This window comes from Motiliproteus sediminis, assembly GCF_017912535.1.
GTDB classification, from domain to species: domain Bacteria; phylum Pseudomonadota; class Gammaproteobacteria; order Pseudomonadales; family Balneatricaceae; genus Motiliproteus; species Motiliproteus sediminis.
Map to the genome: position 1 here is coordinate 149,457 of NZ_JAERQK010000004.1, position 23,302 is coordinate 172,758.

A 23,302-nucleotide genomic window follows, 5' to 3' on the forward strand; every position below is an offset into this window, starting at 1 on the left:
CGGGAGTTAACCCTTGAAGCGGGATGAGCTCAACCGAATAGACCTGAACCTGCTGGTCGCGTTTAACGCGTTGATGGACGAACTCAATGTCTCGAGGGCGGCCGAGCGGCTGCACGTGACCCAGCCGGCGATGAGTAAAACCCTGCAGCGGCTGCGCGACCTGTTCGATGACCCGTTGTTTCTGCGCACGCCGCGAGGGCTGGAGCCGACCCCGCGCAGCCAGCAGTTGGCACAGCCGGTTGCGCAGACCCTGGATGAACTGGTGAAGCTGATGGCTCCGGTAGGGTTTGACCCCGGAGCCTTACAGCGCCAGTTTACTATTGCGGTACCTGACCCGTTTTCGGCGATATTTATTGCGCCCTTGCTCAATCGGCTGGCTACAGAGGCCCCGGCGGTGTCGCTCAAGTTCGTGCCCTACGATGGTGATTCGATACATAGCCTGGCCAGGGGAATGCTGGATTTCGTCACCGGCGTGATTCAGGAAAATACTCCGGCTGGTATTCATGCCCGCAAGCTGTATGAAGACAAGGCGGTCTGTTTCGTGCGTCAGGGGCATCCGTTGGCGACCCAAACTGAACTCTCGCTCGAGCAGTTCACCCACTATCCCCATATCAAAGCCTGGTTCAAAGGGATCAATGATCGCGGCCCGGTGGATATCCAGCTTCAGGCGATGGGCATGCGGCGCAAAATTCTATTGGAATCATCCCACACCATGACCATCAATGAGGCGATGTGCCAGAGCGATGCGCTGGTGGTTGGACCGCGGTATAGCTGGGAATCCCTGTTTCGCGAACGCGCCGTGGCTTTGCAACTACCCAAACCCTTTAACCAGAGCCTGTCGGCGATCCACCTGCTCTGGGACGAGCGCTCCCATAACGACCCCGCCAGCAAGTGGTTCCGGCAGCTGCTGGCCGATGAGGTTGCCGCGGCTATTAGCGCGGATTGCTGATGCCCGTGCAGATAGCGCGCCGGGTGCTGCCCGTTTTGGGGCTGATGGTTGTGGCCACCGGTTGTGCCGGACGTGCGGTGGAGGAGTCGACGACCGCGGTGCCCACGCGGGAGCTGCGTTATCTGGTGCAGGAGCTTTGCCACGATCGCAGTCGCCTGCTGACCGGTTTGCCCCGGAGTGAGCTGACCGAACAAGAAGTGCCGCAGCGTAAGCGCTTGCTGAAGTTAGGGCAGGACGCCTACTTCAGGACCTGTACGTCGAACTACTACGGCCGTTTCGGGATTGGTGACTGACCCCTTGGGTGCGCATCGGTTTCTGGCATAATAGCTCCCCCCTCCAATCCGATCGAGAAGCATCATGGCCATCCAGCACGCGATTGTTCACCACATTCACAAGCCAGAGGGCGGCGCCACGGTTGTCGAACCTCGCAGTACCGAGCTGCCGCTGACGCCAGCTCTGGAAGAGTTGATTGGTAAGGTCAACGCCACCTACAACAATCGCTCCGGCAAGATCTACGGCAACTTCGAGACCGATCAGGAGGCGTTCCCCTGTGCGCGCTGGCTGGCGGCACACCTGGATGGTGAAACCGATTTTTCCGAATTCAGCCGGCGTTTGCTGGAGCGTCTGCGAGAGCGTCTGGACCAACAAGAGGAGCCGTTATCGGGCTACCTGATGCTGGTACGGCTGACCGTGCTGGAGGTGGATCAGCTGCTGGTGCTGCTGCTAAGCACCGCGCCGTCGGTGGTGATCGACGAGCAGCTGGAACTGTCTGACGCGCAGCATCTGGATATCGGCAAGCTGCAGTTGGGAGTCAAGATTAATCTGGATGAATGGCGCCGCAGCGGTGGTCAGCAGTACTGCTCGTTCGTCAAAGGGCGTTCCGGAAAAAGCGCGAGCGAGGCCTTTATTGGCGCGTTGGGCTGCACCGAGGAGGCGGACGCGCGCAAGCAGACCCAGACCTTGTTACGCGTATTCAATGACTACTGTGGCGAGCAGCAGCTAGACGCCGGCAAAGCGTCCCAGGCCCGCCAGAAGGCGTATGAATACTGCAACGAGCAGGCGGAGCTGGGCGATCGGGTGCGGTTGAAGGAGCTGTCCTGCATTATCGATACCGAAGACCCGGACAAGTTTTTTAACTACGCCGGCAGTCAGGGGGACGAGCTGATGAGCGAGATTCCGGCGGATCGCCGCGGGTTGCAGAAGTTTGTCCGTTATAGTGGTTCGATGAAGGGACTGAGCCTGAGCTTTTCCGAAGCGCTGCTGGGAGAACAGGTGGTTTACGATCCCGCCAGCGACAGCATCACTATCCGCGGCTTGCCGCCGACCCTGCGTAAACAGCTGGATCGGGGCAAGCGCTAAGGGTGCTTACTGGCCGGCGGGGGTGAACTGGGTCTGCAGCCAACTGGCGATATGTTCGGCTTCCTGTGCGGTTAGTTTGATATAGGGCATCAATGCCCGCGGGCGCTCAGCGTCCGGTGCCAGTTTGAAACTCAGCGCGTCGCGTCGCTTGGGCCGATTCGGATCGGCGGTCTTGTAGATGAGCGCTCCGGAGGCGCGCTGAATCCGAGGATAAACCCACGCGCCGTTCTCGAATACCCCCTCGCCTTGCTCGCCGTGGCAGGCGACGCACTTCCTCTCCTTGAACAGTTTTGCGCCCAGCACCGAATCGCCCCGCTCGATCACCGGCAGGGTCGGCCGTTGCGCCGGTTCGCCCTCCAGGAAGTTGTGATCTTCGAAGTTGCCAGTATCGAGCCGGCGCTTGAACTCCAGCGTCCATTGGAAGCTATCCGGGTTGAAGTGGCTGGCCACCTCGACATCGGCGTAACTGCCCATCGGCTGACGTGGAACGGAGTAGGGAACGCTGACCCCCTTGGCAAAGCGCATGTCGGCAGTTACTTCCAGCAGGTCGTCCTCGGTCAACCGGCCGGTGGTAAAGCCCGGCTGGTTGTAACGGCCGGCCTCGTAGTCGCTGCGGCTGACCCAGGCTGGCCCCGGTGTTCCCTTGCGGTCGATCCGTTTGCGGTAGTCGTTGTCCTGGTCGCCGGAACGCCCCGGGTCTCCGTGCCGGCCATCCTGATCGGCGTATGCGTCCTTGAGGGTGTTGGAGGGTGCGCTGCGGGTGCTGGTCCAGTGCCAAATGTCGGCCATGTCGCCATAAACGGCGGTGCGCATCTTGGCGACATCCTCAGCGATCATCTTCTCGCCGGGATCGCCGGACTCGGCCAGCTCCGCGTGACAGAGGCCGGCGCAGCCGTGCCGGCCGTCACGGAAGTTACCCAGCTTGTCGATGATCGGAAACATAAACAGCACCCGATCTTCGCTTTCCGCGCCACGCAACTCATCGTCAGCGTTTACTGCCCGGCTGGCGGGTGCTGCGGGATTGGTTGCCACGTGGGGTTTGGTCACCCACTGGTTGCCATCCCAAATCCAGCGATTGCGGTTGGTTGAGGCGTCGTGATTGGCATCGGTAAAACGTACGGCGAAGTAAACATGGTGGTCGTCGTGGGCGGAGGCGACCTCGATCTCTCCGGGCACCGCGTCGTAAAACTCGCTCAGCGGGTAGTTGTTCATCACCCGAGCCGTAATCTGGCTGAACTGCTCGTCGCGCCATTCGCCCAGGTTCCCGTCAAGGGTAATCGCGTTCGACTTGATCTTGGGGGATACGACCACCCGCGGCGATACCGCATCAAGACCGGCATCAAAGTCGAGATAAAGCAGATTGTCGCCAGCGTGATTGTGGGAGTTTTCAGTCACCGCCAGAGAAAAATAGGTGTTGACCGGCGATGAGGCGCTGGCGGATCCGATAGCGAAAAGTGACGCAATGAATACGCTTTTGTTCATAATGGGTAGGGTCCTTTACGGATATGTGGGCGCATTACTGCTAAGACTACCTTGGATGCTTGTCTGCGAGGTTGATTTTAATCATGGTATCTTAGTCTGCGCCTGTGGTGGAGGCAGGTGTTGAAGTGCAGTGTACAGCGAGTCACGGTGGTATCAGTGAATTCCAGTAGCAAAAAACCAGAGTTACGCCCCTTAAACGCCAGCGATGTCGTGGTTGGTGAACCCCTGTCATTGTCGGTTCATGATGCGGAGGGGCATCTGTTGCTGGCCAAAGGCTCGATGATACGTACGCCCTCCCAGCGGCAACGCCTGCTGTCACGCGATCTTTTTGTTTACAACCTGGCCGTTGACAGCGCTGCTGCGGTTAAACCGGCCGCTGAGGGGCAGGAGCAGCGGCCACGCCGGGTGCGCGAGATCAATGTGTTCGATTGGTTGGACCAACACGTTGCGCAACTGACGAAAATTTACGATGACTTATCCAAGACGCCGTTGCCGGAAACCGCCGCAGGGCTTCGGCGAATGTCCATTGAGCTGCAACGGCTGGCCGATCTCCATCATGACGGCCTGCTCGGCGCGGTCTATCTCAACCCCAAACGCCACAGTTACGCCCACACCAAGGCACTGCATGTGGCATTATTGGTCAACGAGCTGGCCCGCGCCCAGGGCATGAGCAAGGAAACCCGGTGGTCGCTGATTGCCGCGGGTCTTACCCATGATGTGGGTATGTGGCAGATGCAGAACGACATTCAACATCGCGAGGCGCCGCTGTCAGATGAACAGTGGCAGCAGATACGCGGCCATTGCGAGAGCGGGATTCGCATGCTGCGCCAGGCAGGAGTTACCGACCCGGTTTGGCTGACGGCCATAGAACAGCACCATGAACGGCTGAACGGCAAGGGCTACCCCCATGGTCTGGAGGAGAGCAAAATCACCAAGCAAGCCAAGATTCTGGCCATAGCCGATGTGTTTGCGGCCATGGTCCGAACCCGGGGCGACCGCGAAAAACGGATGCCAAAAGACGCTATGCGTGAGATCTTCATGGGCCGGGGCGAGGATATCGATAGTACCTTGGTGCAACTGTTCATAAAAAAGCTGGGGATGTTTCCACCCGGCTGCATGCTGCGCCTGGTGACCGGGGAAGTGGGCATTGCTACCGGCCCCGGCATTAATGCAGCGAGTCCCGATGTAGAGGTGCTGGTGGATCGCTTTGGCAATCCATTGGCTCGTCCGTTGTACCGGGATACCACCAGCAAGGAGTGCGCGGTTAAGGAGTTCGTCAACGCTGTACCTCATCCGGAGTTAAGGTCGTTGTTGCCCGGATTGTGGAAGATGCTGCCAGCCGCTTAAGATATCACCATTGGATGATGACGGAGTTCAGGATGAGTGTGTTCGAATTTGACCAGTCGCTGCAGTTGGGTGTACAGGCGATTGATGAGCAACATAAACGGTTTATCGGGTACATCAATGATGCCTGGGATGCTCTGGAGCGCGGCGACGACTCTGAAGAGTATCTCTACATCCTGAACCAATTGATGGATTATGCCATGGAGCACTTCTCGTTCGAGGAGTCGCTGATGCGTGAGTTCCAGTACCCGGGTTACGACGACCACAAGCAAAACCACAACCGCACCGCGGAGCAGCTGTTCGAGTTTGATATGCGCCTGCTGGCGGCAAGTCCGGACGATTGTCGTGCTTTTGTGCAGTTCTTGCAGGACTGGCTGCAAAACCATATCAAAGTGGTGGATGTGGAACTGGCCAGTTTTCTCAAGAGCAAGGGCGTCAGTTAAGCGAAAAGGGGGGCGCATTCAGGCAAGACAGTTTTGCTGCCTCCGGCTGACAATGGCCGTTTTACCCTGACGCCTTGCCATCGTGGCGGGGCTGAGCTGGAGTGACATGGCAATGATGTTGATCCGCCCCATCCTAGAGCGTGACTTTGCTGCGCTACGAGAGATCGCCGACGAATCCGGTGTCGGTTTCACTTCACTACCCTCCAATGACGCTATTCTGCGTGCCAAGCTGGAACAGTCGCTGAACTCCTTCGTGCAGGACAACGCCGAGCCGGACAACGAACGTTACATGTTTGTGCTCGAAGATACGGCCACCGGCACCATCGCCGGTACTACCGCCATCGCTACCGGGGTTGGCAACCACGAAGCGTTCTACCACTACCACCGTGAAACAGTGGTCCACGCCTCGCGGGAACTGAACGTACATAACAAGATGGAGGTGTTGACCCTGTGTAACCATTACACCGGGTCGACGGAAGTCTGCACCCTCTATCTGCGCGAACCCTATCGCCAGGGGACCAACGGCCGCCTGCTGTCCAAGTGTCGCTTTCTGTTTATGGCCGAACACCCGCAACGCTTCAATCCGCGGGTGATCGCAGAAATGCGCGGGGTGTCCGACGAGAACGGCCACTCACCTTTTTGGGAGTGGCTGGGAGAGCACTTTTTCAAGATGGACTTTCCCCGGGCTGATTATCTGGTGGGCATGGGTAACAAGGTGTTTATCGCTGAGCTGATGCCCAAGTACCCGCTTTACGTCAACCTGCTCAGCCCCAAGGCCCAGGCGGTAATCAGCCAGGTGCATGACAAGACCCTGCCGGCGCTGCGTCTACTGGAAAAAGAGGGCTTCGAACATAACGGTTATATCGATATCTTCGACGGCGGTCCCACGGTTGAGGCTCGACTGCCTGATATTCATAGTGTGCAGCACAGTCAGCGTCGCACGGTGCAGATCGGTGAGATGAACGGGCGGGGGCAGCCCTGTCTGGTCTGCAATACCGGACTGGCGGGTTTTCGGGCGACCCTCACCGAGTTGGTGCTACCGACGGACGGGCCGCTGACACTGACCGCTGAGGTGGCTGCTGCGCTGCAGGTAAACGCGGGTGATCCGGTGCGCGTGATCGAACTCGAAGGGATCTACCCGCAACGACGCAGGCTGTAAGGAGCAGGCATGAAGAAACAGGTGCTGGTACCGATAGCGAACGGTAGCGAAGAGATTGAAGCGGTAACGGTGGTTGACGTATTACGGCGCGCCGGAGCCCAGGTTACAGTGGCTTCAGTGGAATCGGAGCCCCAGATCACGGCATCGCGCGGGGTGGTGTTGCTGGCAGACTGTCTGATTGATGCCTGTCAGTCATGTGTCTACGACCTGATAGTGCTGCCTGGCGGCATGCCCGGGGCTGAAACGCTCAGCAACAATGCGGTGCTTACCCGCCTGCTGCAGGCGCAGCAGGCAGCGGGCAGGCACTATGCGGCCATCTGTGCGGCCCCAGCGGTGGTGCTGGAGCGCCATGGCTTGCTGGCCGGCACCACCGCCACGGCGCACCCGGGGTTTATTGATCGGTTGCCGCCTGAACGCCGTAGCGAGGCTAGCGTCGTGTGCGGCGATCAGTGTATTACCAGTCGGGGGCCGGGTACCGCGCTGGAGTTTGCGCTGGCGCTGGTGGCCCGCCTTTACGGCACCGAGCAGGCCGATGCGGTGGCGGCACCGATGGTCGTGCAAGCGGGCCGTTGAGGCGATCAGCCTGGCGCGACTCCGATTGTTATGGCGGCTTGGGTCCGCCGGGTTTAATCTTCCCGGGTGAAAAAGGGTTAACCGCTGAGGACGATAGATAATGCGTTTGGTGTTGGGATTGCTGTGCGTGCTGCTAGGTTCCGCTGTCTGGGCTGATGAGGAGCGGGTGATCCGCCTGGTGACGCATGAATTTCCTCCCTTCTCGACCCTGAAGGAGGGCGAAGTCTCCGGACCTGCGCGCACCCTGGTCGACCGCGTATGTGCTGAACTTGCGGTGCGCTGCGAACATGAGCTGCTGCCCTGGGCGCGGGCCCAGGCGCGGGTGCGTGCCGGTGATGCGGATGGTATGTATGTGATCGGCTGGAACGCCGAGCGGGCGCGGTGGTTAAACTTCAGCACCCCGCTGTTGAGTACCGAGTACGGGGTGTTTGTTGGGCAGAGCAATCAGCTCCGCTACGCCGAGCCGGTTCAGTTGGCCGGTCTCAAGATCGGTGTTTACGGGCCCTCCAACACCTCCCGTTCGCTCGCGCAGTTGCAGCGCCTGAGTGGCGTCGCCTTCAGGATCGATGTTCAGGGCGATTCGGAACTGTTGTTACGCCAGCTCGAAGCGGGGCGGCTGGATGCGGTATATGGCAACCGCGACGTTGGACTGGCGCTGATGCGTGATGCCGGTATTAAGGGCGTGCGCTATGCCGGGCGGCACCGGCAACTTGATTATTTTGTCGGCTTCTCGCAACAGACTACGGACAGCGACTGGAACCTGCGCTTCAGTCGCGCCTATCAGGCGCTTGCTGAGCGGGGGACAGTGGCGGATATACTGCTGAGTTACGGCCTGCAACCCTGATTCAGGGGGCCTTGCCCCACAGCTGTTCCAGTCGTTTGGCGCGGCCGCAGCTGTATTTATAAAAACTGTAGCGAACCGGATTCTTGCGGTAGTAGTCCTGGTGGTACTCCTCTGCGACGAAGAACTCACTTGCTTGGGTCACGTCCGTTTCGATCTCGGAAGGCAGGGTATCCGCCTGGGTCAGTTTCAGCTTTGAGGCTTCCGCCAGCAGTTTTTCCTCCTGAGTACGGTAAAAAATTTCGCTGCGGTACTGGCTGCCGCGATCACAGAACTGCCCGCCGCCGTCCACCGGGTCTATGTTGGTCCAGAACACATCCAGCAGCTGGTTGTAACTGATCTTGTCCGGATCGTAGCTCACCTGCACCGCCTCGGTATGCCCGCTCTGCCCCTGAGACACCTGATAATAGGTGGGGTTGTCCAGATGCCCGCCGATATAACCGGAAACCGCCTCTTCGACGCCTTCAACCTGCTCGAACGCTTCCTCCATACACCAGAAACAGCCACCGGCGAAGATGGCCTCTGCACTGCTGGCATGAGCGCTGACCGGCAACACCAGCAGCGATGACAGAAGCAGGGGGGGCAGAAGGTTCCTCATGTTCGCACTCCTATGTGGGCGACGGCGATAAAGCTATGACTACAGGGACCGAAAAAGGTTTTGTTTGATCCTGCTATCGGCAAGCTGACTATAGTGTTTAAGAACTCTGAGCGGGAACAGAACTATGAGCGAGGCTGTTTATGCCATCGGCCAGCGGGTACGTCATGCCCTGTTCGAATACCGCGGCGTGATCATCGACGTGGATCCGGTGTTTTCATTGTCGGACGACTGGTATCAGAATGAAGCCGTCAGCCGACCACCGCGGGACCGCCCCTGGTATCGGGTGTTGGTACACAACGCCATCCATGAAACCTATGTGGCCGAACGCAACCTCGAAGCCGACCTCAGTGATGAACCGGTCAATCATCCGGATATCGAACTGCACTTTTCCGGTCTGGTGGATGGTGTCTACCAGACCCGTCAGCGGGGGAACTGATCACGGGTGCAATCCTCAGGGAGCTTGGGTATTCTCGACCTGAGCCCGAGTAGTGAGAGAACACGGATGCCAGAACGCCATCAGCTGCGGATACTGCTGCTGCAGATTCGCGATGAAGCCCTGACCCGGCAGGAAGAGCTGGACAGTTTTGCCCGCTTTAGCGGCCTGGAAAACAGCCAGTTTACGATACTGAATCTGTTCGACACCCCCGAGTTCGATCCTGCGGTGGTGCTGGACTACGACGCGCTTTACGTTGGCGGCTCCAGCGAGGCGAGTGTGCTGGAGCCTGATCATTATCCCTTTGTGATTCCTGCCCAGCATCTGCTCAACTATTGCCTGGAGCATGCGGTACCGGTGTTCGCGTCCTGCTTCGGCCATCAGCTGGCGGTAAAAGCGCTGGGGGGGCATGTGTTCCGTGATGATCATGAGTTTGAAATGGGTACGCTCCCGATCAGCCTGACCGCAGCCGCCTCAGACGATCTGCTGTTTCACGACACTCCGAATCCCTTTATGGCGGTTTCCGTGCACCGTGAACGTGCCACGGAACTACCCAAGGGCTGCGTCCTGCTGGCGGAAACCGGTGCCTGCATCCACAGTTTCCGGGTCAAGGGAAAGCCGTTCTGGACTACGCAGTTTCACCCGGAGGTGTCAAAGTCCATACTCATCAGCAGGCTCACCATTTTCAAAGACAAATACACCGACGGTGATGGTCACTTGCAACAAGTTCTTGATAGCGCTGTGGAAACGCCTGAGTCGAACAATCTGCTGAAAAAGTTTGTGGATAGAGTGCTGCTAGCTGGGGAAGGGCTGAACTGATCTGGCAGAAAGAATTGATGGATTGTAGTGTCCACCCGTTGATGGGTGTTTTTCTTGCGATGTTGATAATGTTATTAATTTCAAGGTTTTATTTATGCGTTAGATAAAATATAGATCATGATAATAACTATTAACGATAATATTGAAATTGAGATGTTTAACCCGCTGGAATTGTCGTTCGGTACCAGTGAGGATCGTTTGCCAAAGTCAAAGTTAAATTTGGCTAGGTTGGGGATTAGTAAAGAGCGTATAAGAATAAAAGATCGCTGGTTTGATGTATTGTCCCAAAGTGATCTTATTCGCAAGAGAAACAAAAATGATGGTTATTACAGGGTTGTTTATATCCAAGTAAATTTTAAAAGCGGTGAGTACTATATAGGTAAGGCTAATCGTCCAAGATGGTCTGATTTGCAGCGTTATCCTGGATCAGGTGTTAAGTTTTCAAATAAGTTTAAAAAATATAAAGAGCAGTTTTTGCGTTATTATATTGCAGCATGTAAGACTGCAGAGGAAACAGAGGAGTTGGAAGCTTCTATAGTAGATAGTGACTTACTGTTGGATGAAAAATGCCTTAATCTTGTAGCAGGTGGAGGTGGCACTAGCAAGCATCCTTCGGTTGCTGAATCAAGTGAAAAAAAACGTGCGCATATGCGAGCCAATCCTGAACAGTTTAAGCCTATGTTGGAAGCCTCTATAAAGGCCTTTCGGTCAGGAGATACTCCGGCCTTACGTGCAAGAAATAAAAGAATAAAAGAGGTGATGAGCGAAGAGATATATCGCGAAATGTCTCGTGATCGAATAAATAAATGGAAGAGAGAAAAACCCAGGGAATACTTGGAGTCTAGAAGGAAAAATCACAGAGCTATAAAATCCTCTGAAGTTCAAGAGAAGCGAAAGGAAAGCCTTAGGAAGTGGGCACAAGAAAATCCAGAGAAACATAGAGAATGGCAAGAAAAGCTAATTAAATCTCGTACTAGCGAAGAAGCTAACTCAAAACGAAAAGCATCTCTAAAAGAATGGAAAGAAAAAAATCCAGATGAAGCAGTGGCTAACTCGAAAAAAAGGGCTAGAGCTGCGGCGGCTAAAACAAGCAAAGAAATCTATATGCTTGACTTGCTGACTGGTAAAGTTTTAAGGGAATTCCCTAGCCAGCATGCAGCAGCAAGATGGCTCGTAGATAATGGCATGGCTAAAAACACGAATTGTGTTTCATCTATTAGTTCTGTCTGCTTACGAAAGCCCTGTTCGACCGGATATGGTTACCGAAAAAAGGCTTATGGTTATGGTTGGTGTTTCGCCTCTGAAATAAAAAATGACGAATAATATATCCAGCTAATCACACACTTCAAGCGGAAAAACCTTGGCTGCTTTTGCGTTTATTAGTGCAAGGTATGCTGAGTGCTAATATTTTTCGTTTCTGAATTTTAACCGGATTTTTGAAGCCCGTTTCGAGATAGTCGTAGACATAGCCCCCCCCCTTCCTGTGACAGCTAAATGTGGGCCTAACCTATTGGTAGTTTGTCGCGGGAGAGAGGGCGCTTAGGTTCATGCAGGCTCTATATCTATGCGAAGATAGGGCATCGGCTCAGGAGGCTCAAATTCGGACATGGAATTCTCACAGCGCTTCAGCTTTTCGGATTGGCCTAACGGAAGTATCCCATCGGTATGTGCTGGCGTTTACGCAATCTGGAATGGTGATGACTTGTTCTATTGCGGTATGTCCGGAAGGGAAATCGAGAGGGCGTTAGAGCAGGGCAAAAAGAAGTACGGATTAGTGACTAGGCTGAACAGTCATGCTTCTGGACGGCTCAGCGGCGACCAGTTCTGCGTCTACGTAGCAAACAGATTAGTCATACCAAGTCTTGTATCGGATGACCTGCCAAGGTTCGCTAGCGGTGAGATCCGTTTAGACCACCTCACCAAACAGTTCATACATGACCACCTCGATTACCAGTAAGTTCTGGTCGACAGCAGTGCAGAAGCATATGCGGTTGAGATGCGAGCGCGGCGCGGAGAAATTTTTGGTCAAAAGCCGCGGCTAAACCCTCTTTAGTGTGGCGGCCTAACCAATAGGTAGCCGGTAAACATCATGGACCCAAGCTGAGCAGCATTGGCTCAGCCAAGATACCGTCCACAAGATCGTTAGACAGGCTTCTCTGGCGGTTTTGGCTTCACTGGCTTGTAGGAGCTTCTTGGGGGCTTGTCTTGCGGCTCAAGATCATCCTTGTCGCGGTGCTGGTACTTTTCCGGTGGCTGGACAGGCTTCAACGGTTTGCCTGGCTCCGACTGTTTAGGTCCGATGGTCGCGTTTGAAGCCGAGGTGTCCTTTTCTAATGATGTTATTTCGGATATTTTCATGGTTGCGTAACTGTATGCTTTACATTATTTATCATCATTATCAAGGCTAAAGGTTTTACTGTTGTGGCTAAGAAAAAGGATGCGTACTGCTTTATAGATAATGGAAGTAAACCATCGCTGGTCGATAGAATATCTCATCATTTGAAAGAAAAGATAAAGCGAATATGTGAACATTCAGGTTTAAAACACTCAGGAGATGTAATCGAGGTTGCCTCTGATACTATCACCGATTTTTTGCACGCGTGTGATCAAGGGAAGGTAGATAAAGATTCTTGGTTGCTGTTAGGTATGGGGCATAAACATAGAGCTTTAGATGAATCTTTATTGAGAAGCATTACAAGGCACGTGTCGGTGGCGATTGTTGAAGTTGACCGGGTTGGAATATATCCAAAGTATTCTGATGATAATGAAGTATTTTTAGCAAAAATAATAAGTTCCAAGTATTCTTTTGATGAGAAAAAGGCTTCTAATAAAAAATCTTTCAGTATCTTAGAAGGAAAAATAGATTATCACAATAATAATAGAGTAGGTAATAGCAATCCGGTTGTGAGTTTGAAGAAGATACCTAACAAAGTGTGGTGGGCAAAAGAAGAGTCTGGATTTGTTGTTAGAAATGATAAAACTTATTTTGTGATTGAGTTTATCATTAGGTGTGTTTTGAATGAAGGTTTGTCGATCTGGAAGACGAGCAAAAAAGTAAGAGAAGAATACCCTAATATTAAACTTTCACATTCAAATGTAAAAAATAATCACTTGCTGCCAAAAGGTATCAAGGAAACACTATCAGATGTTTCAATGTATGGAGACAGGGTTTTTAAATTAGGTGAAAGATCTAAGGTTGCTCGAGAGTATTATAAATTCGCACCAGTTACCATTGATGAATATGACCAGATAAACGAATTGATTAATCGAAGAGAGTATGTGGATATTGCAGGCGACCGTATTTTATGCCGATTCTGCAATGAAAAATTCACTGCTTACTATGACGAAAATAGTCGGGAGCGACGGTATCGGTGTGAAAACAACCATTACCAAGATACACGAGCTTCAAAATATTCGTTTATGCAGTCAGTTGTGGAGGATGCTATATTCAGGGTGTGTGGCCATAGATTATGGCACTGGGATGCAAATATGCCTTCTAGTTATAATCCGTTCTTGAACAAAGATGATCTTAGGAATATTAAGGAAGCTGTTTCTACTAGGCATTGTGATGATTCTGAATTAGATGATGACTGGCTGGCAATTGATAGCGATGTGCTGAATATTGATAATATCGATAAGAGAAAGCATGCAGACAAATTGGCAAAAGCTTGTATCGACAAGATAGAAGTGTATCGGAAGTACCTGAATAGGAAGCCTCTTGCTAAAAGCTTTCTTGGATACGTGGGCTCAGAAAGGTACTTGAATATTAAGATTACTCTAAAAGACGACTCAAAGTTTGTAGTCTTTTATATTAACGATGAGTTTGTACTTAAAAATCGGGTTTTTGGATCTGGGGAGTGGGATGATGAGTCCAGGGCTGAGCACGTAAATGATTGGGGAAGAGAAAAAACAGAGGTTTGGTTCAGATAAAATAGCGGCAGTACTTTACTGCCGCTATTAGATACTAGCTAAAGTTGTAGGCTGTTACTCCTATTCTTCTGATGTCGTACCTTGGTTAGACGTTGAAGGAAATTTAACCTTATGGGACTCGATGAACTTATAAAGCTTGTCGTGATCTAGCCCGAACTCGGAAATAAGGCTGCTAATCCTATCGTCGATTTGAGCTTGCAGGCTTGCATTGGCCGCTTTCCTCAGTTCTTCCGCTTTCTTCGCAGAGTTTTCGGCCCGCTTTTCGGCGTCAATCGAAGCTAGTAGGTCATCGATATCGTTAGTTTCACTCATTCAAAATTCTCCAGTAGGAAGTGGATTTGGTTAAGAGCGCTCTTGAGTGAAAAATATTCCAGCCAGTAGCTCTTTAGCAACAGCTAGAAGTACGACAGAAAATTAGAATATCCATATTCTTGCGTTTTTATGTCTGTTGTATCTTGTTGAAACAAAATAATAAAAGTGCGCTTTGCACTGATTGTTTAACATTCTTGTATCAATAGCTCATTCGAACTCTGCTCACCTGCATAGCCGACCATTGTTTACCCCGTCTCGTTGTAAAACCGAGGTCGTTCAACGCATCTGCGGCCGCAGCAAGCGTCATATGATCGAACTGGCTTACCGCGTCTTTGATGTCCGACAGCCAACTTTGCGTTGCTGCCTTTGATGCCGCTGTTGCTCGGCGAGTGTCTGTGTTGCGTACAAGGTGCAGGTTCGGATTGCCGAGCTTAAAACCTTGGGCTTTTTTACGGGCCAGTGCTGCCTTGGTTCTTTCTGAGATCAACTTTCGCTCTTGCTGAGCGACTGCCGCCAAAATGTGTATTGTCATGTCGTTGGCATTCGGATTGTCACAACAGACGAACCGAACGCCACTGTCCATAAGGCAGGCCATAAAAGCGAGGTTCCTAGAGAGCCGGTCTAACTTGGCGATCACAAGCACTGCATTTTTTAGTCGGGCCATTCTCAGAGCTTCGGCCAGAACAGGGCGGTCGTTCTTACCGCCCGATTCGACTTCGACAAACTCTTGTAGGATTTCGGCTCCGAAGTTTTCAGCGTATTTCCCAACGATCTCTTTTTGGGCTTCCAATCCGAGGCCGCTTTTTTCCTGCTGGTTTGTCGAGACCCGAAGGTAGCTAATTACTCTTTGGCTCTGATTGTTGTTGCTCATAACATCACCCTAAACGGTCGTCTTGCGTGTTGTTAATTGCAGTCTATTGTCGTGAAAGCCGAAGAAAAATCTCTATTCTACGCCGCCATGCTCTCGGGCAATATATTGGGCGTATAGAATTGCACGCCTACCTGCCAGCTCTCTAAGTAGGCGCTGTTGATCCATCAACTGTTCTCGTTGCTGCTGCCATTCGGCCGGCATGTGGAATTCTTCGATGTACCAGTCTCGGGCCGCCTCCAAATCAATGATGGCTGCAACGCCGCGTTTTCCTGGCTCGATCATCGGCAGCCCTTTCGCTTGTAAGTTTCTGATCGTGGTGTAACTAACTCCGAGATATTTGGCTGCATCTCGGAGGCTGCCTGTTTTTGGTTGTTCGCTCATAGCGGTCTCCTTTTTGTTTTATTTATCAGTGATAAACAGGTCAGCAAGATTCGCAGCTGGGTTTTTCACTTATGATTTTGGTGGGGGCGTTTGTGACAGACAATATCATGTGACAAAAAAAACACAGAGAACTACCAATTAATAAGAAGTGCGCTCAAGCGCTCTATATGGCAATAGCAATTTGGGTATGTAATGCCATTCTCCAATATTAATACAGTAGTTTGTACACTTTTGCAGTGGGTGGCTAGAGCCGTTATTGGCAATATGTGCTGCTAAATAGCTTATAGCTGCTATTAATAACAGTTGGTTACAGAGTGCCTAATAACCAATAGAAGTGCGCTAATGCGCAATAAGGGCTTGTGTAAAGCAGCAAATCGGGGCATTTTAATGCCATTCTCCCACTATTAATACAGTAGTTTGTACACTTTTGGGACTGTCAGAGTCTGTAAGTTATTGATTTGTAGTTGCTTGCTTTTCTGTGCGTGCATGTAAGTTGTTGATATATAAGGGTCTGCATGGATATTCAAAATTTGCTTAAAACGAAGTTTCCTGAGCTTGCTTTTGAAGCGTTTTGCCAACGGCTGAATATCACTGATCAAAAGGAAAAAAGGAACTATAAAAAAGGCTACGACAAATACATTGAACAAATTGAAGGTGTTTTTCTTGGTAGTTTTCATCAGGCACATAAAAGCTACCCCAAAAATAAGAAAGGATTCCCAATATTCGAATCGTCAATGTCAAATACTACTTTTACAGCGGGTAGAGGAATAGAGAGTAGGAAGAGGGTTTGGGATTTTTATAAGGAAAAAATGCCGTTCTTTAATCGGCTGATAAAAGGCAGCAAAGGGATAGCTAGTCTGTATATCTTAAACAATAAAAAAGTAGACCAACTGTTTGATGCGCTTTGCCATCAAGTTGACGAGCTTGTAATAGATAAAGGGCAATGGGTAGTAAAAAATACTAGTGTAGATCTGTCAGTACCAAATAGTAACCTCAATGTTTTGGTCGATGTTGATGGTATACAAAAGATGGTCCAGCAAAGGTATACCGCTTTAACGACACGAAAAGAGAAGGTGTTTCTAGCAACCGCTCTTAAGATCGCGATAGACAACAATGGATGTATACCGCATGAAATTGAACGGTCAGATGCAGGAAGGCTCTATGCGAGGGGCATAAATCTACAGTCTGGTTGTAGCCGTGAAATTAGGGACATCTGTCTTGGTCGTCACTTTTCCTATGATATTGAGTGCTGTAGTTTCGCAGTGCTTACTCAGTACGCTCGTCGTATCGATCCGAACATCTCTGCGCAGCATGTTGATCAGTATATTGCGGATCGATCAGCCATCAGGAAGTGTGTAGCAAAGCGAGTTAACGTATCCGTTGATGATGTGAAGATGGCCTTCACCAGCATTGGATTTTTCGCCAAGGCTCAAGGTCGGATATGGGACTTCAGTAAGAAAAGAGAGGTTCAAACAGCGCTTTATAAGTACCTCGGACAACAAGTTGATCAGTTTTTGGCTGACCCGTTTGTGGCTTCGTTTATCGCGGAATATAAAGCTATAGGCGATTGCATTGTTACTGAAGCGAAGAAGCAAAAGGAGTACGTGCTGCATGGAGGTGCGAAGATCAGCACCAAAACAAAAAAGTCAAAACTGCTGGCCAACATCTATCAGAGTATTGAAGGCTCGATACTTGATCATGTGATTGAGTTTTGGGAACAGCACGGTGATCAAAAGCTGCTACTGCCAGTACACGATTGTATCAAGACCAGTTGCAGGCTTGATGCGGTAGCTTTGTCTCGGCATGTGTTAGCAACAACGGGCTGGGATGTGACGTTTGATGAAGAGCTACCAAAACCAGAGTATTTTCGGATCACGGTTTTCAATAACCAAATTCAGGGGGCGAATCTTAAGCCTAAGCTTGTTGCTGAATACCAGGCCAAGAACTTTGGGGTTGCACAGCGGTATACACTTAAACAGCTGTCTAAGATTGATCCAGTGATCTATCGCCAGTTGCCATGTGAAGCGAAGCAGATTGTTAGCAACTTCGATCAGCACAACTTGGTGTGCAGTTATGCCTTTGTCCCTAATGCAAATCTGTTGATACTCCAAACAGAAGACCTGTTAACTATCATCGACGAATACGATCGTGTCTTTTGCCAGGATTCTTCGAATTTCATTTCTGACAGTTATATCAGATCAGTAAAAAAGACAGGGCAGAAAATCAATTCACTTGTTCAGAGGATTACTGTTGATAGCACAATGCTGCTGTGAAAATAGGGGGCCTTTTTCGGATACGATTTGCTCAGCCAAAATTTTGCCTTTCGAATCGACCAACCTTCTTACTGTCCGATCTGGATAGTGCTTAACAACTTCCGTGACAGTGCGCTTGGGATCGAATAGGATTTCTTCAAAGCGCTGCTTGTCCATATCTTCGATGCTACAGTCTGACGACGACAGAGCAATATAAGATTTAAAGCATCGATAATCAGTGCCGACATATACCCTCACGAATTCACATCTGAAAAAGGCCCTCTAAATATGTCCGATAGCATTCAGCTGTTGTTGCGTAAAAACTCTTTCCGTAAGGCTGCCAAAGACCTATCTGTTGCAGAGCTTGAGAAGCTATTAACCAACGCTCAGGAGGTCATAGAAGAACGTGCGGCTGAAGAAGCTGCGGCTGCCGAAGCCAACAAAGAGAAGAAACAGAAAATTGAAGAGCTTCGTAAGGCCATGGCTCAAGCTGGGATTTCAGCCGAAGAACTCGAAGCAGCTATCGGTGGTGCAAAAGCCAAAAGCGCGACGAAGGGCAGCGTTAAGCCCAAGTATCAGATCGAGGGTGTTGACGGCAATATTGTGCAATGGACTGGCCGTGGGCGTACTCCTAAGGTGTTTCAAGAGTACTTCGACAACGGTGGCAGCAAGGAAGACTGTCTGATCTGATCCCGCTTAAATCTACAATGATGGCAGGTTGTTGGCACCATCATTGTAGATTGCCTATTAAATATTGAAAATCAATAAGTCATAGTTATTTGAGTAGATCAAGACTGAGACTTATATATGGCTCCACGTTTTTTATCGTTTGTTGATTTGAATGGCCTTTGATAACTGTTGACTGCATATGGAGCAGAGTCAGAATCGTTATCAGACTTGATCCAGAAATATTTTGCACCCGGTGAGAATATCTTTTCTTTTCTCTGCACTGTAGCGCTGGAAAGAAAAACGCTTGAGCTGTTTTTCATGTCAGATGTTTTTGCTAGATCCCAGCTGTTTTTGCCACACATTTTAGAATCATTGATATCTTTGATTCTATTTGAAGCGTTTGTGTAGTATTCCTCATCAAATCTTATATACCATGTTTCTTTAGATAGTTTGTCTTTTATGCATATTTCTTTATCTGATATTGGCTTGCTATTTGTTGTACCATTTTTATCTGTTGACGTTACGTCTACTTTAATAGATCCGTCACCATTCAGCTCTTTATATCCAACAATTACGCCTTCTGAATATGTTAATTCATAATCCAAAGTTCCATCTCTTTTGAATATCTTTCTAGAGCCGTCTTCCTTTCCTTTAGAGTAGGAACCTTGAACCTGATTGGTTCCATTTCCATACCAAAACTCATAAGGGCCATCGGATAAGCCATCTACGAATTTCATTTTGTATTCTAGTTGCCCGTTAGCATAAGATGATGTTTTAAATCCTGTGAAAGGTTCGTTGCTATTTATTTCATAAGCTAATCCGTTCCTATGAACTACTTTGCCTTTATCTAGGACTTTTTCTTCAAAGCAACCGCTAAGGAGAACTAGCGCACTCAATGATACAATCGTTTTATACATAGTATCCCTCTTATGTAATGTTAGGTTTAAACGATAGGCTATATTAATTCGTGGCCGTTTACTATGTATGTTTGGCTAGCATTCCCGTGAGTTTTCGCCGAGGGCTGGTCGTTATGTGGTAGGTGTATAGAAAGGGAGAGTGTGGAGCAGAAGAGAAGGCTGAAGAGTTTGTGCTGGGTCTTATACTTTGGGGCGCCTAAAGTACTGGCGGATTGGTTTTCAGGAAACTCCATGTAGCTGGTTTAGCCTATCGATCTCGGATCGGTCTTTTTCTGTGAGCTTCGGCACGTAACCAATTTCATAGCCACCATTATTTTTGTGCAGTGTGATGCCGTAACGCTCGCCAGTTCGTGCGATCAGCTCAACAGAAGCAACATACTTTTTTTGATAGAAATCTTGGTGCTCGATCATCTCGTCGAGAGTGTCGATGTCTGCCCAGCTTCCAATGCAGTGCACTAAGATGCTCTCAAAAGTATCTTGGATTAGTTCACGCAGCCGTTGTCGGTCTGGATGATGTGAATCTAAGTAGGGCTGCCAATCCTCAAGCGTGACGTTTTTCTTCTGGTCGCTGATCTCCAGATTCTCGATGTCAGCTTCTAGGTGGTTTTTCTGGACTTGGAGCTTGTTGAGTTCAATCGCGGTGTCTTCGATCTCATCATCGAGTAGGGCCACGAGCTTAACCAGTCGTTTAATCTTGGCCTTAACCTGTTCCAGTTCTTCGACGAGCTTTATTCGCTTGACCGTCAGCTCATCATTGTTGGGCTTGAATAGCAGCCCTTTGCAGTCGTTGACCGATGCCAAGATGGCATCTTCAAGCGCGGTTTGATTGACCGTGCCTCTGACGCAATGATCGGTGCCTCTGGTTTTGGTCCGACAGATCAGCGTGTTTTTGCCGTGGCTAACAATCGGTGAGCCGCAGTAGCCGCACTTGGTGATGCCAATGCCAGTGAGCAGTTTGATGTCCGGTGTTTGCCCGCGCTGTCTGACACGCTTGGTCCGCTGGTGCTGCATACGGAGCCACGTTTCTCGATCCATAACTGGCGGGTAGTAATCAGGCAGTTCGTATTTGTGCCTTTCAATCGTGTAGGTCTTTTCGCCATAAAGCATTGGGCTGCGAATCAGGCGCTGATAAACCGTTGTGTTGTGCGCTTTGGTAATCGGCTCATAACCCTCGGCGGCAAGTTGCCGAACAACCGCGACCATACCTTTGCCTTCTAAATACAGCTCACTGAGTCTGAGAAGAGTTCTCTGCTTGTCTGGGACGAGGTCAAAGCCGTTACGCTCTTCGTTTACGGCAACCCACGAAGGGTTTTTGCCAGTGGGTATGATGCAACGCTCACCAGACAGGTATTTTTTTATTGCCGCTTTCTGGGCGGCTTTAGTTCGGAACGATTTGTGTGCCGATTCGTTGTTGGCGCGTTCGAAGTAGATCAGCGAGACAATCAACGACGCTGACAAGTTTTGATCTTCGCTGTCGTACAGCTTGTCGTCGATGCCAGTATAGATTCGGACTCCACGATTGATGATCGAAAGGAACAGCTCTTGGGCCTTGTTAACCGCTTGGCGCGAAAGTCTGTCCAAAGACTCGATTACTAAAATTGAGCCTTTCCTGACCTTGCCAATCTCTACTGCGTGTAAAAAGCGGCCAAGATCGTTTTCAAGATGGTCGCCGTGATACGCGCTGCGACCTTCATCGCTGAAAACTTCGTCGGATATTGGTAGGTTGTATTTTGCTGACAGGCGCTGAAGCAGTTCAGTGTCGGATTGTCGTGATAGCCCATGTCCTTTCTTTTGGACCGCGCTTGAAATCCGACGGTAACTGTAAAGCTTCATCTCTAGCATTCACAGAGGTTAGCCTATGTGTTTGGACAATGCTACTTACTGGCACCCGGAGGTTGATAAGCAGGTGCTGATCGATCGATTGACCCTGTTTCGCGCCAAGTACACCGATGGCGACGGCCATCTGCAGCAAATCCTGGACGCGGCGGTGGAGACCCCGGAGTCAAATCACCTGCTCAGGAAATTTGTTGATCGGGTTTTATTGGGCGACTGATGTGATGATGGATTAGCCCGGTATCTGCTGATCGGGGGGGGCGCCAGCTTGGTGCTTTTAATCGACCTGCTTCACTTCTGGTAACGACGCTCGAGCTTCTCCTGGTCATATCGCCGCTTGTGAACCTCTTTTTCAGAACCTGCAGACTGGAGTCATCAGTGCTTGCTGCCCCTTCCCGAGAAAGGTCTTGGCTAAATAGAAGAGCGCAATAACAATCAGAAACCAGAACCGAAACATAGGGATAACCCCCCCCTGGTCCCTCATCCGGGGGCTATGCCACAGATGATCGTGCCACCTGGCCTTCACCTCAAGGTCGCGAGCTTAATATTGGAAATATCTAACCATGATGAGCCAGGATCGCGATTACTGGCGTGGCGTGGGGCAGAGAGTGGTTTTTGGATAACCGTTGTTTGAAAAATCAGTGGCTATGGTGCGCCCACGCCATCGCTGCTGCGACGGCGTGGGCGGCGAGGTAAGGCTTAGAACTTGAGCTGTGCACCCAGGTAAGCACCCTGTTCCAGGGTCAGGCTGGGCTGGTTGTCGAACTTGAAGTGGATATCGCGATAGCCGACAAACAGGTCAGCATTGGGCATCAGGTTGTAGCCTACTTTGATATCGGCATGATAGTAGCGGTCAACTCCAGAAGAGGAGAGTACGCTCGGCGCGTAGTAGGCGGATAGCCCCAGCCAGAGCTTGTGATCCAGCGGCAGCTTGTAGTCACCGCCGATGGCAAAGGCATGGCCGTTGTCGCGCTTGTCTGACCACAGTTTAACCAGCTTGCCGCCAATGGCCACATCGCCCATCTGGGTACGATTGGTGACCTGGTACCCGAGGCCGAGGGTTTTGCCATCTTCATCATGGTAGAAGTATTCGGCGCTCAGGCGCGACGTGGTCGACATCGGCGCATACAGCCCCAGCTCGATGGTGTCGTTGTTGATGCCGAAGTTGAAATCACTGGCGTTAGCAGCGGAGCTGATCAGGGCAACAGCTAGCCCGGCAAGGGTGGCTTTGGTGGCGGAAGTAGGAGTCATCATAAATCGATCCATGGCTATATTGTCTGTGGTCTTAAAATGGGTGACGCGTGTCGCACTCCATTGACTGCGTCCCCCTCGATTGGTTCCGGCCGCGCCGGGTTGGTCAGGTTAGCGGCGGCCCGGGCAGTGGCTTTAAAACTCGTCGTCAGGTCGCGCTGGTGCTGCTATCTGTGCGGTGATAAAGCATTGATAGAGTCGGTACAGCAGCGCCCAGCCGTAGACGGATACCAGCATGGACAAACCCTCTTGCACCAGCAGTCCCAAGGCGCCGCTTTCACCGTCAGGGTTAAACAGCAGAGTGCCTGCCACGGATACGGCGATCACCAAACCGGCCCAGAGTAACAGCGGGGGCAGTATTTCACCCGCCAGCCCGCGAGTGCTGCGGTAGCTGGCCTTGAGCGCATCGATCGGCCCCATGCCATGGAACAGCAGCATGAATTCGGCGAACAGCAGTTTGTAGGCCAGAAACAGACCGGGCAAAATCAGCAACATCAATCCGCCCGCGATCATCAACGCCATCAGGATGTTGACCAGCAGCAGTGGCAGTAGCTGCTTGAGTGCCAGGCTGATGGCCTCCGCCAGACTGACGGCCGCGCCTTCAACTCGCCGGTGGATAAAGATCATCGCGGCACCGAACTGGATGACGCCCAGGCAGATAAACAGCGCGCCGATCACCAGCTGCTGGTTCTGGGGCAGCGGCTCTTCGGCGCCCAGCCGGCTAAGCTCCATCAGGGTCGAGGGGAGGGTGTAGATCAGGGCGATCGCCAATAGCGGTTTCAGGTGGGTTCGAGTAAAGAACCAGGCTTCGCGCAGCAGTTTGGTCATAATCCGTGTTCCTGAGATGATGCGCCGCATCCTAACCTTTGCGGGCGCTGCGGCCAAG

The 23,302-nt window shown here is 51.1% G+C and carries 24 protein-coding genes; 15 read left to right on the forward strand and 9 right to left on the reverse strand.

Features of this window, described 5'->3' with window-relative positions; all coding sequences use genetic code 11:
• The first annotated feature begins 13 nt into the window (after positions 1–13).
• From JJQ76_RS09720 to JJQ76_RS09730, 3 genes are all read left to right on the forward strand, one after another.
• The gene (locus JJQ76_RS09720; protein WP_210396615.1) at positions 14–949 is read left to right on the forward strand and encodes a LysR family transcriptional regulator; all 936 of its coding nucleotides are present in this window, start codon (positions 14–16) and stop codon (positions 947–949) included.
• Positions 949–1,242, forward strand: a complete 294-nt coding sequence (locus JJQ76_RS09725; protein WP_210396616.1) for a hypothetical protein — start codon at positions 949–951, stop codon at positions 1,240–1,242. The genes JJQ76_RS09720 and JJQ76_RS09725 overlap by 1 nt, the downstream gene beginning before the upstream one ends.
• 64 nt (positions 1,243–1,306) lie before the next feature.
• Entirely contained in the window at positions 1,307–2,308 is a 1,002-nt protein-coding gene (locus JJQ76_RS09730) for a nucleoid-associated protein (RefSeq protein WP_210396617.1), read from the forward strand.
• Between the two features lie 6 nt (positions 2,309–2,314).
• Here JJQ76_RS09730 and JJQ76_RS09735 read toward each other — a convergent pair whose 3' ends face one another.
• Positions 2,315–3,790, reverse strand: a complete 1,476-nt coding sequence (locus tag JJQ76_RS09735; RefSeq protein WP_210396618.1) for an ethylbenzene dehydrogenase-related protein — start codon at positions 3,788–3,790, stop codon at positions 2,315–2,317.
• Positions 3,791–3,946: 156 nt separating this feature from the next.
• Between JJQ76_RS09735 and JJQ76_RS17960 the strand changes: the two genes are divergently transcribed.
• The 5 genes from JJQ76_RS17960 to JJQ76_RS09760 all read left to right on the forward strand — a co-directional run bounded on the left by JJQ76_RS17960 (position 3,947) and on the right by JJQ76_RS09760 (position 8,153).
• A complete protein-coding gene (locus tag JJQ76_RS17960) occupies positions 3,947–5,137 on the forward strand; it encodes an HD-GYP domain-containing protein (RefSeq protein ID WP_210396619.1) in 1,191 nt (396 codons plus the stop codon).
• 32 nt (positions 5,138–5,169) lie between these two features.
• Entirely contained in the window at positions 5,170–5,577 is a 408-nt protein-coding gene (locus JJQ76_RS09745; RefSeq protein WP_210396620.1) for a bacteriohemerythrin, read from the forward strand.
• A 106-nt stretch (positions 5,578–5,683) separates the two neighbouring features.
• Positions 5,684–6,736 (forward strand): arginine N-succinyltransferase, encoded by a 1,053-nt coding sequence (astA, locus tag JJQ76_RS09750; protein WP_343232516.1) that lies wholly within the window; start codon positions 5,684–5,686, stop codon positions 6,734–6,736.
• A gap of 9 nt (positions 6,737–6,745) precedes the next feature.
• Positions 6,746–7,309: a DJ-1 family glyoxalase III gene (locus JJQ76_RS09755; RefSeq protein ID WP_210396621.1), complete on the forward strand. Its 564-nt coding sequence runs from the start codon at positions 6,746–6,748 to the stop codon at positions 7,307–7,309.
• A gap of 100 nt (positions 7,310–7,409) precedes the next feature.
• Positions 7,410–8,153, forward strand: a complete 744-nt coding sequence (locus JJQ76_RS09760) for a substrate-binding periplasmic protein (protein WP_210396622.1) — start codon at positions 7,410–7,412, stop codon at positions 8,151–8,153.
• A 1-nt stretch (position 8,154) separates the two neighbouring features.
• Here JJQ76_RS09760 and msrA read toward each other — a convergent pair whose 3' ends face one another.
• Positions 8,155–8,748, reverse strand: coding sequence for a peptide-methionine (S)-S-oxide reductase MsrA (gene msrA / locus JJQ76_RS09765; RefSeq protein WP_210396623.1), 594 nt, complete (start codon positions 8,746–8,748; stop codon positions 8,155–8,157).
• A gap of 124 nt (positions 8,749–8,872) precedes the next feature.
• Between msrA and hspQ the strand changes: the two genes are divergently transcribed.
• The 4 genes from hspQ to JJQ76_RS09785 all read left to right on the forward strand — a co-directional run bounded on the left by hspQ (position 8,873) and on the right by JJQ76_RS09785 (position 13,930).
• Positions 8,873–9,184: a heat shock protein HspQ gene (gene hspQ, locus JJQ76_RS09770; RefSeq protein WP_210396624.1), complete on the forward strand. Its 312-nt coding sequence runs from the start codon at positions 8,873–8,875 to the stop codon at positions 9,182–9,184.
• Positions 9,185–9,250: 66 nt separating this feature from the next.
• Positions 9,251–10,000, forward strand: coding sequence for a type 1 glutamine amidotransferase (locus JJQ76_RS09775; protein ID WP_210396625.1), 750 nt, complete (start codon positions 9,251–9,253; stop codon positions 9,998–10,000).
• 117 nt (positions 10,001–10,117) lie between these two features.
• The gene (locus tag JJQ76_RS09780; RefSeq protein WP_210396626.1) at positions 10,118–11,323 is read left to right on the forward strand and encodes a GIY-YIG nuclease family protein; all 1,206 of its coding nucleotides are present in this window, start codon (positions 10,118–10,120) and stop codon (positions 11,321–11,323) included.
• A gap of 1,098 nt (positions 11,324–12,421) precedes the next feature.
• On the forward strand, positions 12,422–13,930 hold the full coding sequence (locus tag JJQ76_RS09785) for a hypothetical protein (protein WP_210396627.1): 1,509 nt from the start codon (positions 12,422–12,424) through the stop codon (positions 13,928–13,930).
• Between the two features lie 60 nt (positions 13,931–13,990).
• Here JJQ76_RS09785 and JJQ76_RS09790 read toward each other — a convergent pair whose 3' ends face one another.
• From JJQ76_RS09790 to JJQ76_RS09800, 3 genes are all read right to left on the reverse strand, one after another.
• On the reverse strand, positions 13,991–14,242 hold the full coding sequence (locus tag JJQ76_RS09790; protein ID WP_210396628.1) for a hypothetical protein: 252 nt from the start codon (positions 14,240–14,242) through the stop codon (positions 13,991–13,993).
• Positions 14,243–14,441: 199 nt separating this feature from the next.
• A complete protein-coding gene (locus JJQ76_RS09795; protein WP_210396629.1) occupies positions 14,442–15,113 on the reverse strand; it encodes a recombinase family protein in 672 nt (223 codons plus the stop codon).
• 72 nt (positions 15,114–15,185) lie between these two features.
• Positions 15,186–15,494, reverse strand: coding sequence for a hypothetical protein (locus JJQ76_RS09800; RefSeq protein ID WP_210396630.1), 309 nt, complete (start codon positions 15,492–15,494; stop codon positions 15,186–15,188).
• A gap of 515 nt (positions 15,495–16,009) precedes the next feature.
• Between JJQ76_RS09800 and JJQ76_RS09805 the strand changes: the two genes are divergently transcribed.
• Both JJQ76_RS09805 and JJQ76_RS09810 read left to right on the forward strand, forming a co-directional pair.
• Complete coding sequence (locus JJQ76_RS09805; protein WP_210396631.1) at positions 16,010–17,767, forward strand: hypothetical protein; 1,758 nt, start codon at positions 16,010–16,012, stop codon at positions 17,765–17,767.
• A gap of 267 nt (positions 17,768–18,034) precedes the next feature.
• Positions 18,035–18,436: an H-NS histone family protein gene (locus JJQ76_RS09810; protein ID WP_210396632.1), complete on the forward strand. Its 402-nt coding sequence runs from the start codon at positions 18,035–18,037 to the stop codon at positions 18,434–18,436.
• Positions 18,437–18,534: 98 nt separating this feature from the next.
• Here the strand turns inward: JJQ76_RS09810 and JJQ76_RS09815 are convergent, their stop codons facing one another.
• Together JJQ76_RS09815 and JJQ76_RS09820 are read right to left on the reverse strand one after the other, a co-directional pair.
• Positions 18,535–19,332: a toxin-antitoxin system YwqK family antitoxin gene (locus tag JJQ76_RS09815; protein WP_210396633.1), complete on the reverse strand. Its 798-nt coding sequence runs from the start codon at positions 19,330–19,332 to the stop codon at positions 18,535–18,537.
• 219 nt (positions 19,333–19,551) lie between these two features.
• On the reverse strand, positions 19,552–21,165 hold the full coding sequence (locus tag JJQ76_RS09820) for a recombinase family protein (protein ID WP_210396634.1): 1,614 nt from the start codon (positions 21,163–21,165) through the stop codon (positions 19,552–19,554).
• 25 nt (positions 21,166–21,190) lie between these two features.
• Between JJQ76_RS09820 and JJQ76_RS09825 the strand changes: the two genes are divergently transcribed.
• Positions 21,191–21,385, forward strand: a complete 195-nt coding sequence (locus JJQ76_RS09825; protein ID WP_210396635.1) for a type 1 glutamine amidotransferase family protein — start codon at positions 21,191–21,193, stop codon at positions 21,383–21,385.
• A gap of 479 nt (positions 21,386–21,864) precedes the next feature.
• On the opposite strand, the gene JJQ76_RS09830 is transcribed toward JJQ76_RS09825, so the two are convergent.
• A complete protein-coding gene (locus tag JJQ76_RS09830) occupies positions 21,865–22,419 on the reverse strand; it encodes a YfaZ family outer membrane protein (protein ID WP_210396636.1) in 555 nt (184 codons plus the stop codon).
• Between the two features lie 132 nt (positions 22,420–22,551).
• The gene (locus JJQ76_RS09835; RefSeq protein ID WP_210396637.1) at positions 22,552–23,244 is read right to left on the reverse strand and encodes a YciC family protein; all 693 of its coding nucleotides are present in this window, start codon (positions 23,242–23,244) and stop codon (positions 22,552–22,554) included.
• Positions 23,245–23,302: the final 58 nt, after the last annotated feature.

Excerpts from the sequence above, each read along its gene's own strand:
- JJQ76_RS09725 (WP_210396616.1), top strand. The coding sequence starts at position 949 with ATGCCCGTGCAGATAGCGCGCCGGGTGCTGCCCGTTTTGGGGCTGATG.
- JJQ76_RS09730 (WP_210396617.1), top strand. The coding sequence starts at position 1,307 with ATGGCCATCCAGCACGCGATTGTTCACCACATTCACAAGCCAGAGGGC.
- JJQ76_RS09735 (WP_210396618.1), bottom strand. The coding sequence starts at position 3,790 with ATGAACAAAAGCGTATTCATTGCGTCACTTTTCGCTATCGGATCCGCC.
- JJQ76_RS09745 (WP_210396620.1), top strand. The coding sequence starts at position 5,170 with ATGAGTGTGTTCGAATTTGACCAGTCGCTGCAGTTGGGTGTACAGGCG.
- astA (WP_343232516.1), top strand. The coding sequence starts at position 5,684 with ATGGCAATGATGTTGATCCGCCCCATCCTAGAGCGTGACTTTGCTGCG.
- JJQ76_RS09755 (WP_210396621.1), top strand. The coding sequence starts at position 6,746 with ATGAAGAAACAGGTGCTGGTACCGATAGCGAACGGTAGCGAAGAGATT.
- JJQ76_RS09760 (WP_210396622.1), top strand. The coding sequence starts at position 7,410 with ATGCGTTTGGTGTTGGGATTGCTGTGCGTGCTGCTAGGTTCCGCTGTC.
- msrA (WP_210396623.1), bottom strand. The coding sequence starts at position 8,748 with ATGAGGAACCTTCTGCCCCCCCTGCTTCTGTCATCGCTGCTGGTGTTG.
- hspQ (WP_210396624.1), top strand. The coding sequence starts at position 8,873 with ATGAGCGAGGCTGTTTATGCCATCGGCCAGCGGGTACGTCATGCCCTG.
- JJQ76_RS09775 (WP_210396625.1), top strand. The coding sequence starts at position 9,251 with ATGCCAGAACGCCATCAGCTGCGGATACTGCTGCTGCAGATTCGCGAT.
- JJQ76_RS09780 (WP_210396626.1), top strand. The coding sequence starts at position 10,118 with ATGATAATAACTATTAACGATAATATTGAAATTGAGATGTTTAACCCG.
- JJQ76_RS09790 (WP_210396628.1), bottom strand. The coding sequence starts at position 14,242 with ATGAGTGAAACTAACGATATCGATGACCTACTAGCTTCGATTGACGCC.
- JJQ76_RS09795 (WP_210396629.1), bottom strand. The coding sequence starts at position 15,113 with ATGAGCAACAACAATCAGAGCCAAAGAGTAATTAGCTACCTTCGGGTC.
- JJQ76_RS09800 (WP_210396630.1), bottom strand. The coding sequence starts at position 15,494 with ATGAGCGAACAACCAAAAACAGGCAGCCTCCGAGATGCAGCCAAATAT.
- JJQ76_RS09805 (WP_210396631.1), top strand. The coding sequence starts at position 16,010 with ATGGATATTCAAAATTTGCTTAAAACGAAGTTTCCTGAGCTTGCTTTT.
- JJQ76_RS09810 (WP_210396632.1), top strand. The coding sequence starts at position 18,035 with ATGTCCGATAGCATTCAGCTGTTGTTGCGTAAAAACTCTTTCCGTAAG.
- JJQ76_RS09815 (WP_210396633.1), bottom strand. The coding sequence starts at position 19,332 with ATGTATAAAACGATTGTATCATTGAGTGCGCTAGTTCTCCTTAGCGGT.
- JJQ76_RS09820 (WP_210396634.1), bottom strand. The coding sequence starts at position 21,165 with ATGAAGCTTTACAGTTACCGTCGGATTTCAAGCGCGGTCCAAAAGAAA.
- JJQ76_RS09825 (WP_210396635.1), top strand. The coding sequence starts at position 21,191 with ATGTGTTTGGACAATGCTACTTACTGGCACCCGGAGGTTGATAAGCAG.
- JJQ76_RS09830 (WP_210396636.1), bottom strand. The coding sequence starts at position 22,419 with ATGATGACTCCTACTTCCGCCACCAAAGCCACCCTTGCCGGGCTAGCT.
- JJQ76_RS09835 (WP_210396637.1), bottom strand. The coding sequence starts at position 23,244 with ATGACCAAACTGCTGCGCGAAGCCTGGTTCTTTACTCGAACCCACCTG.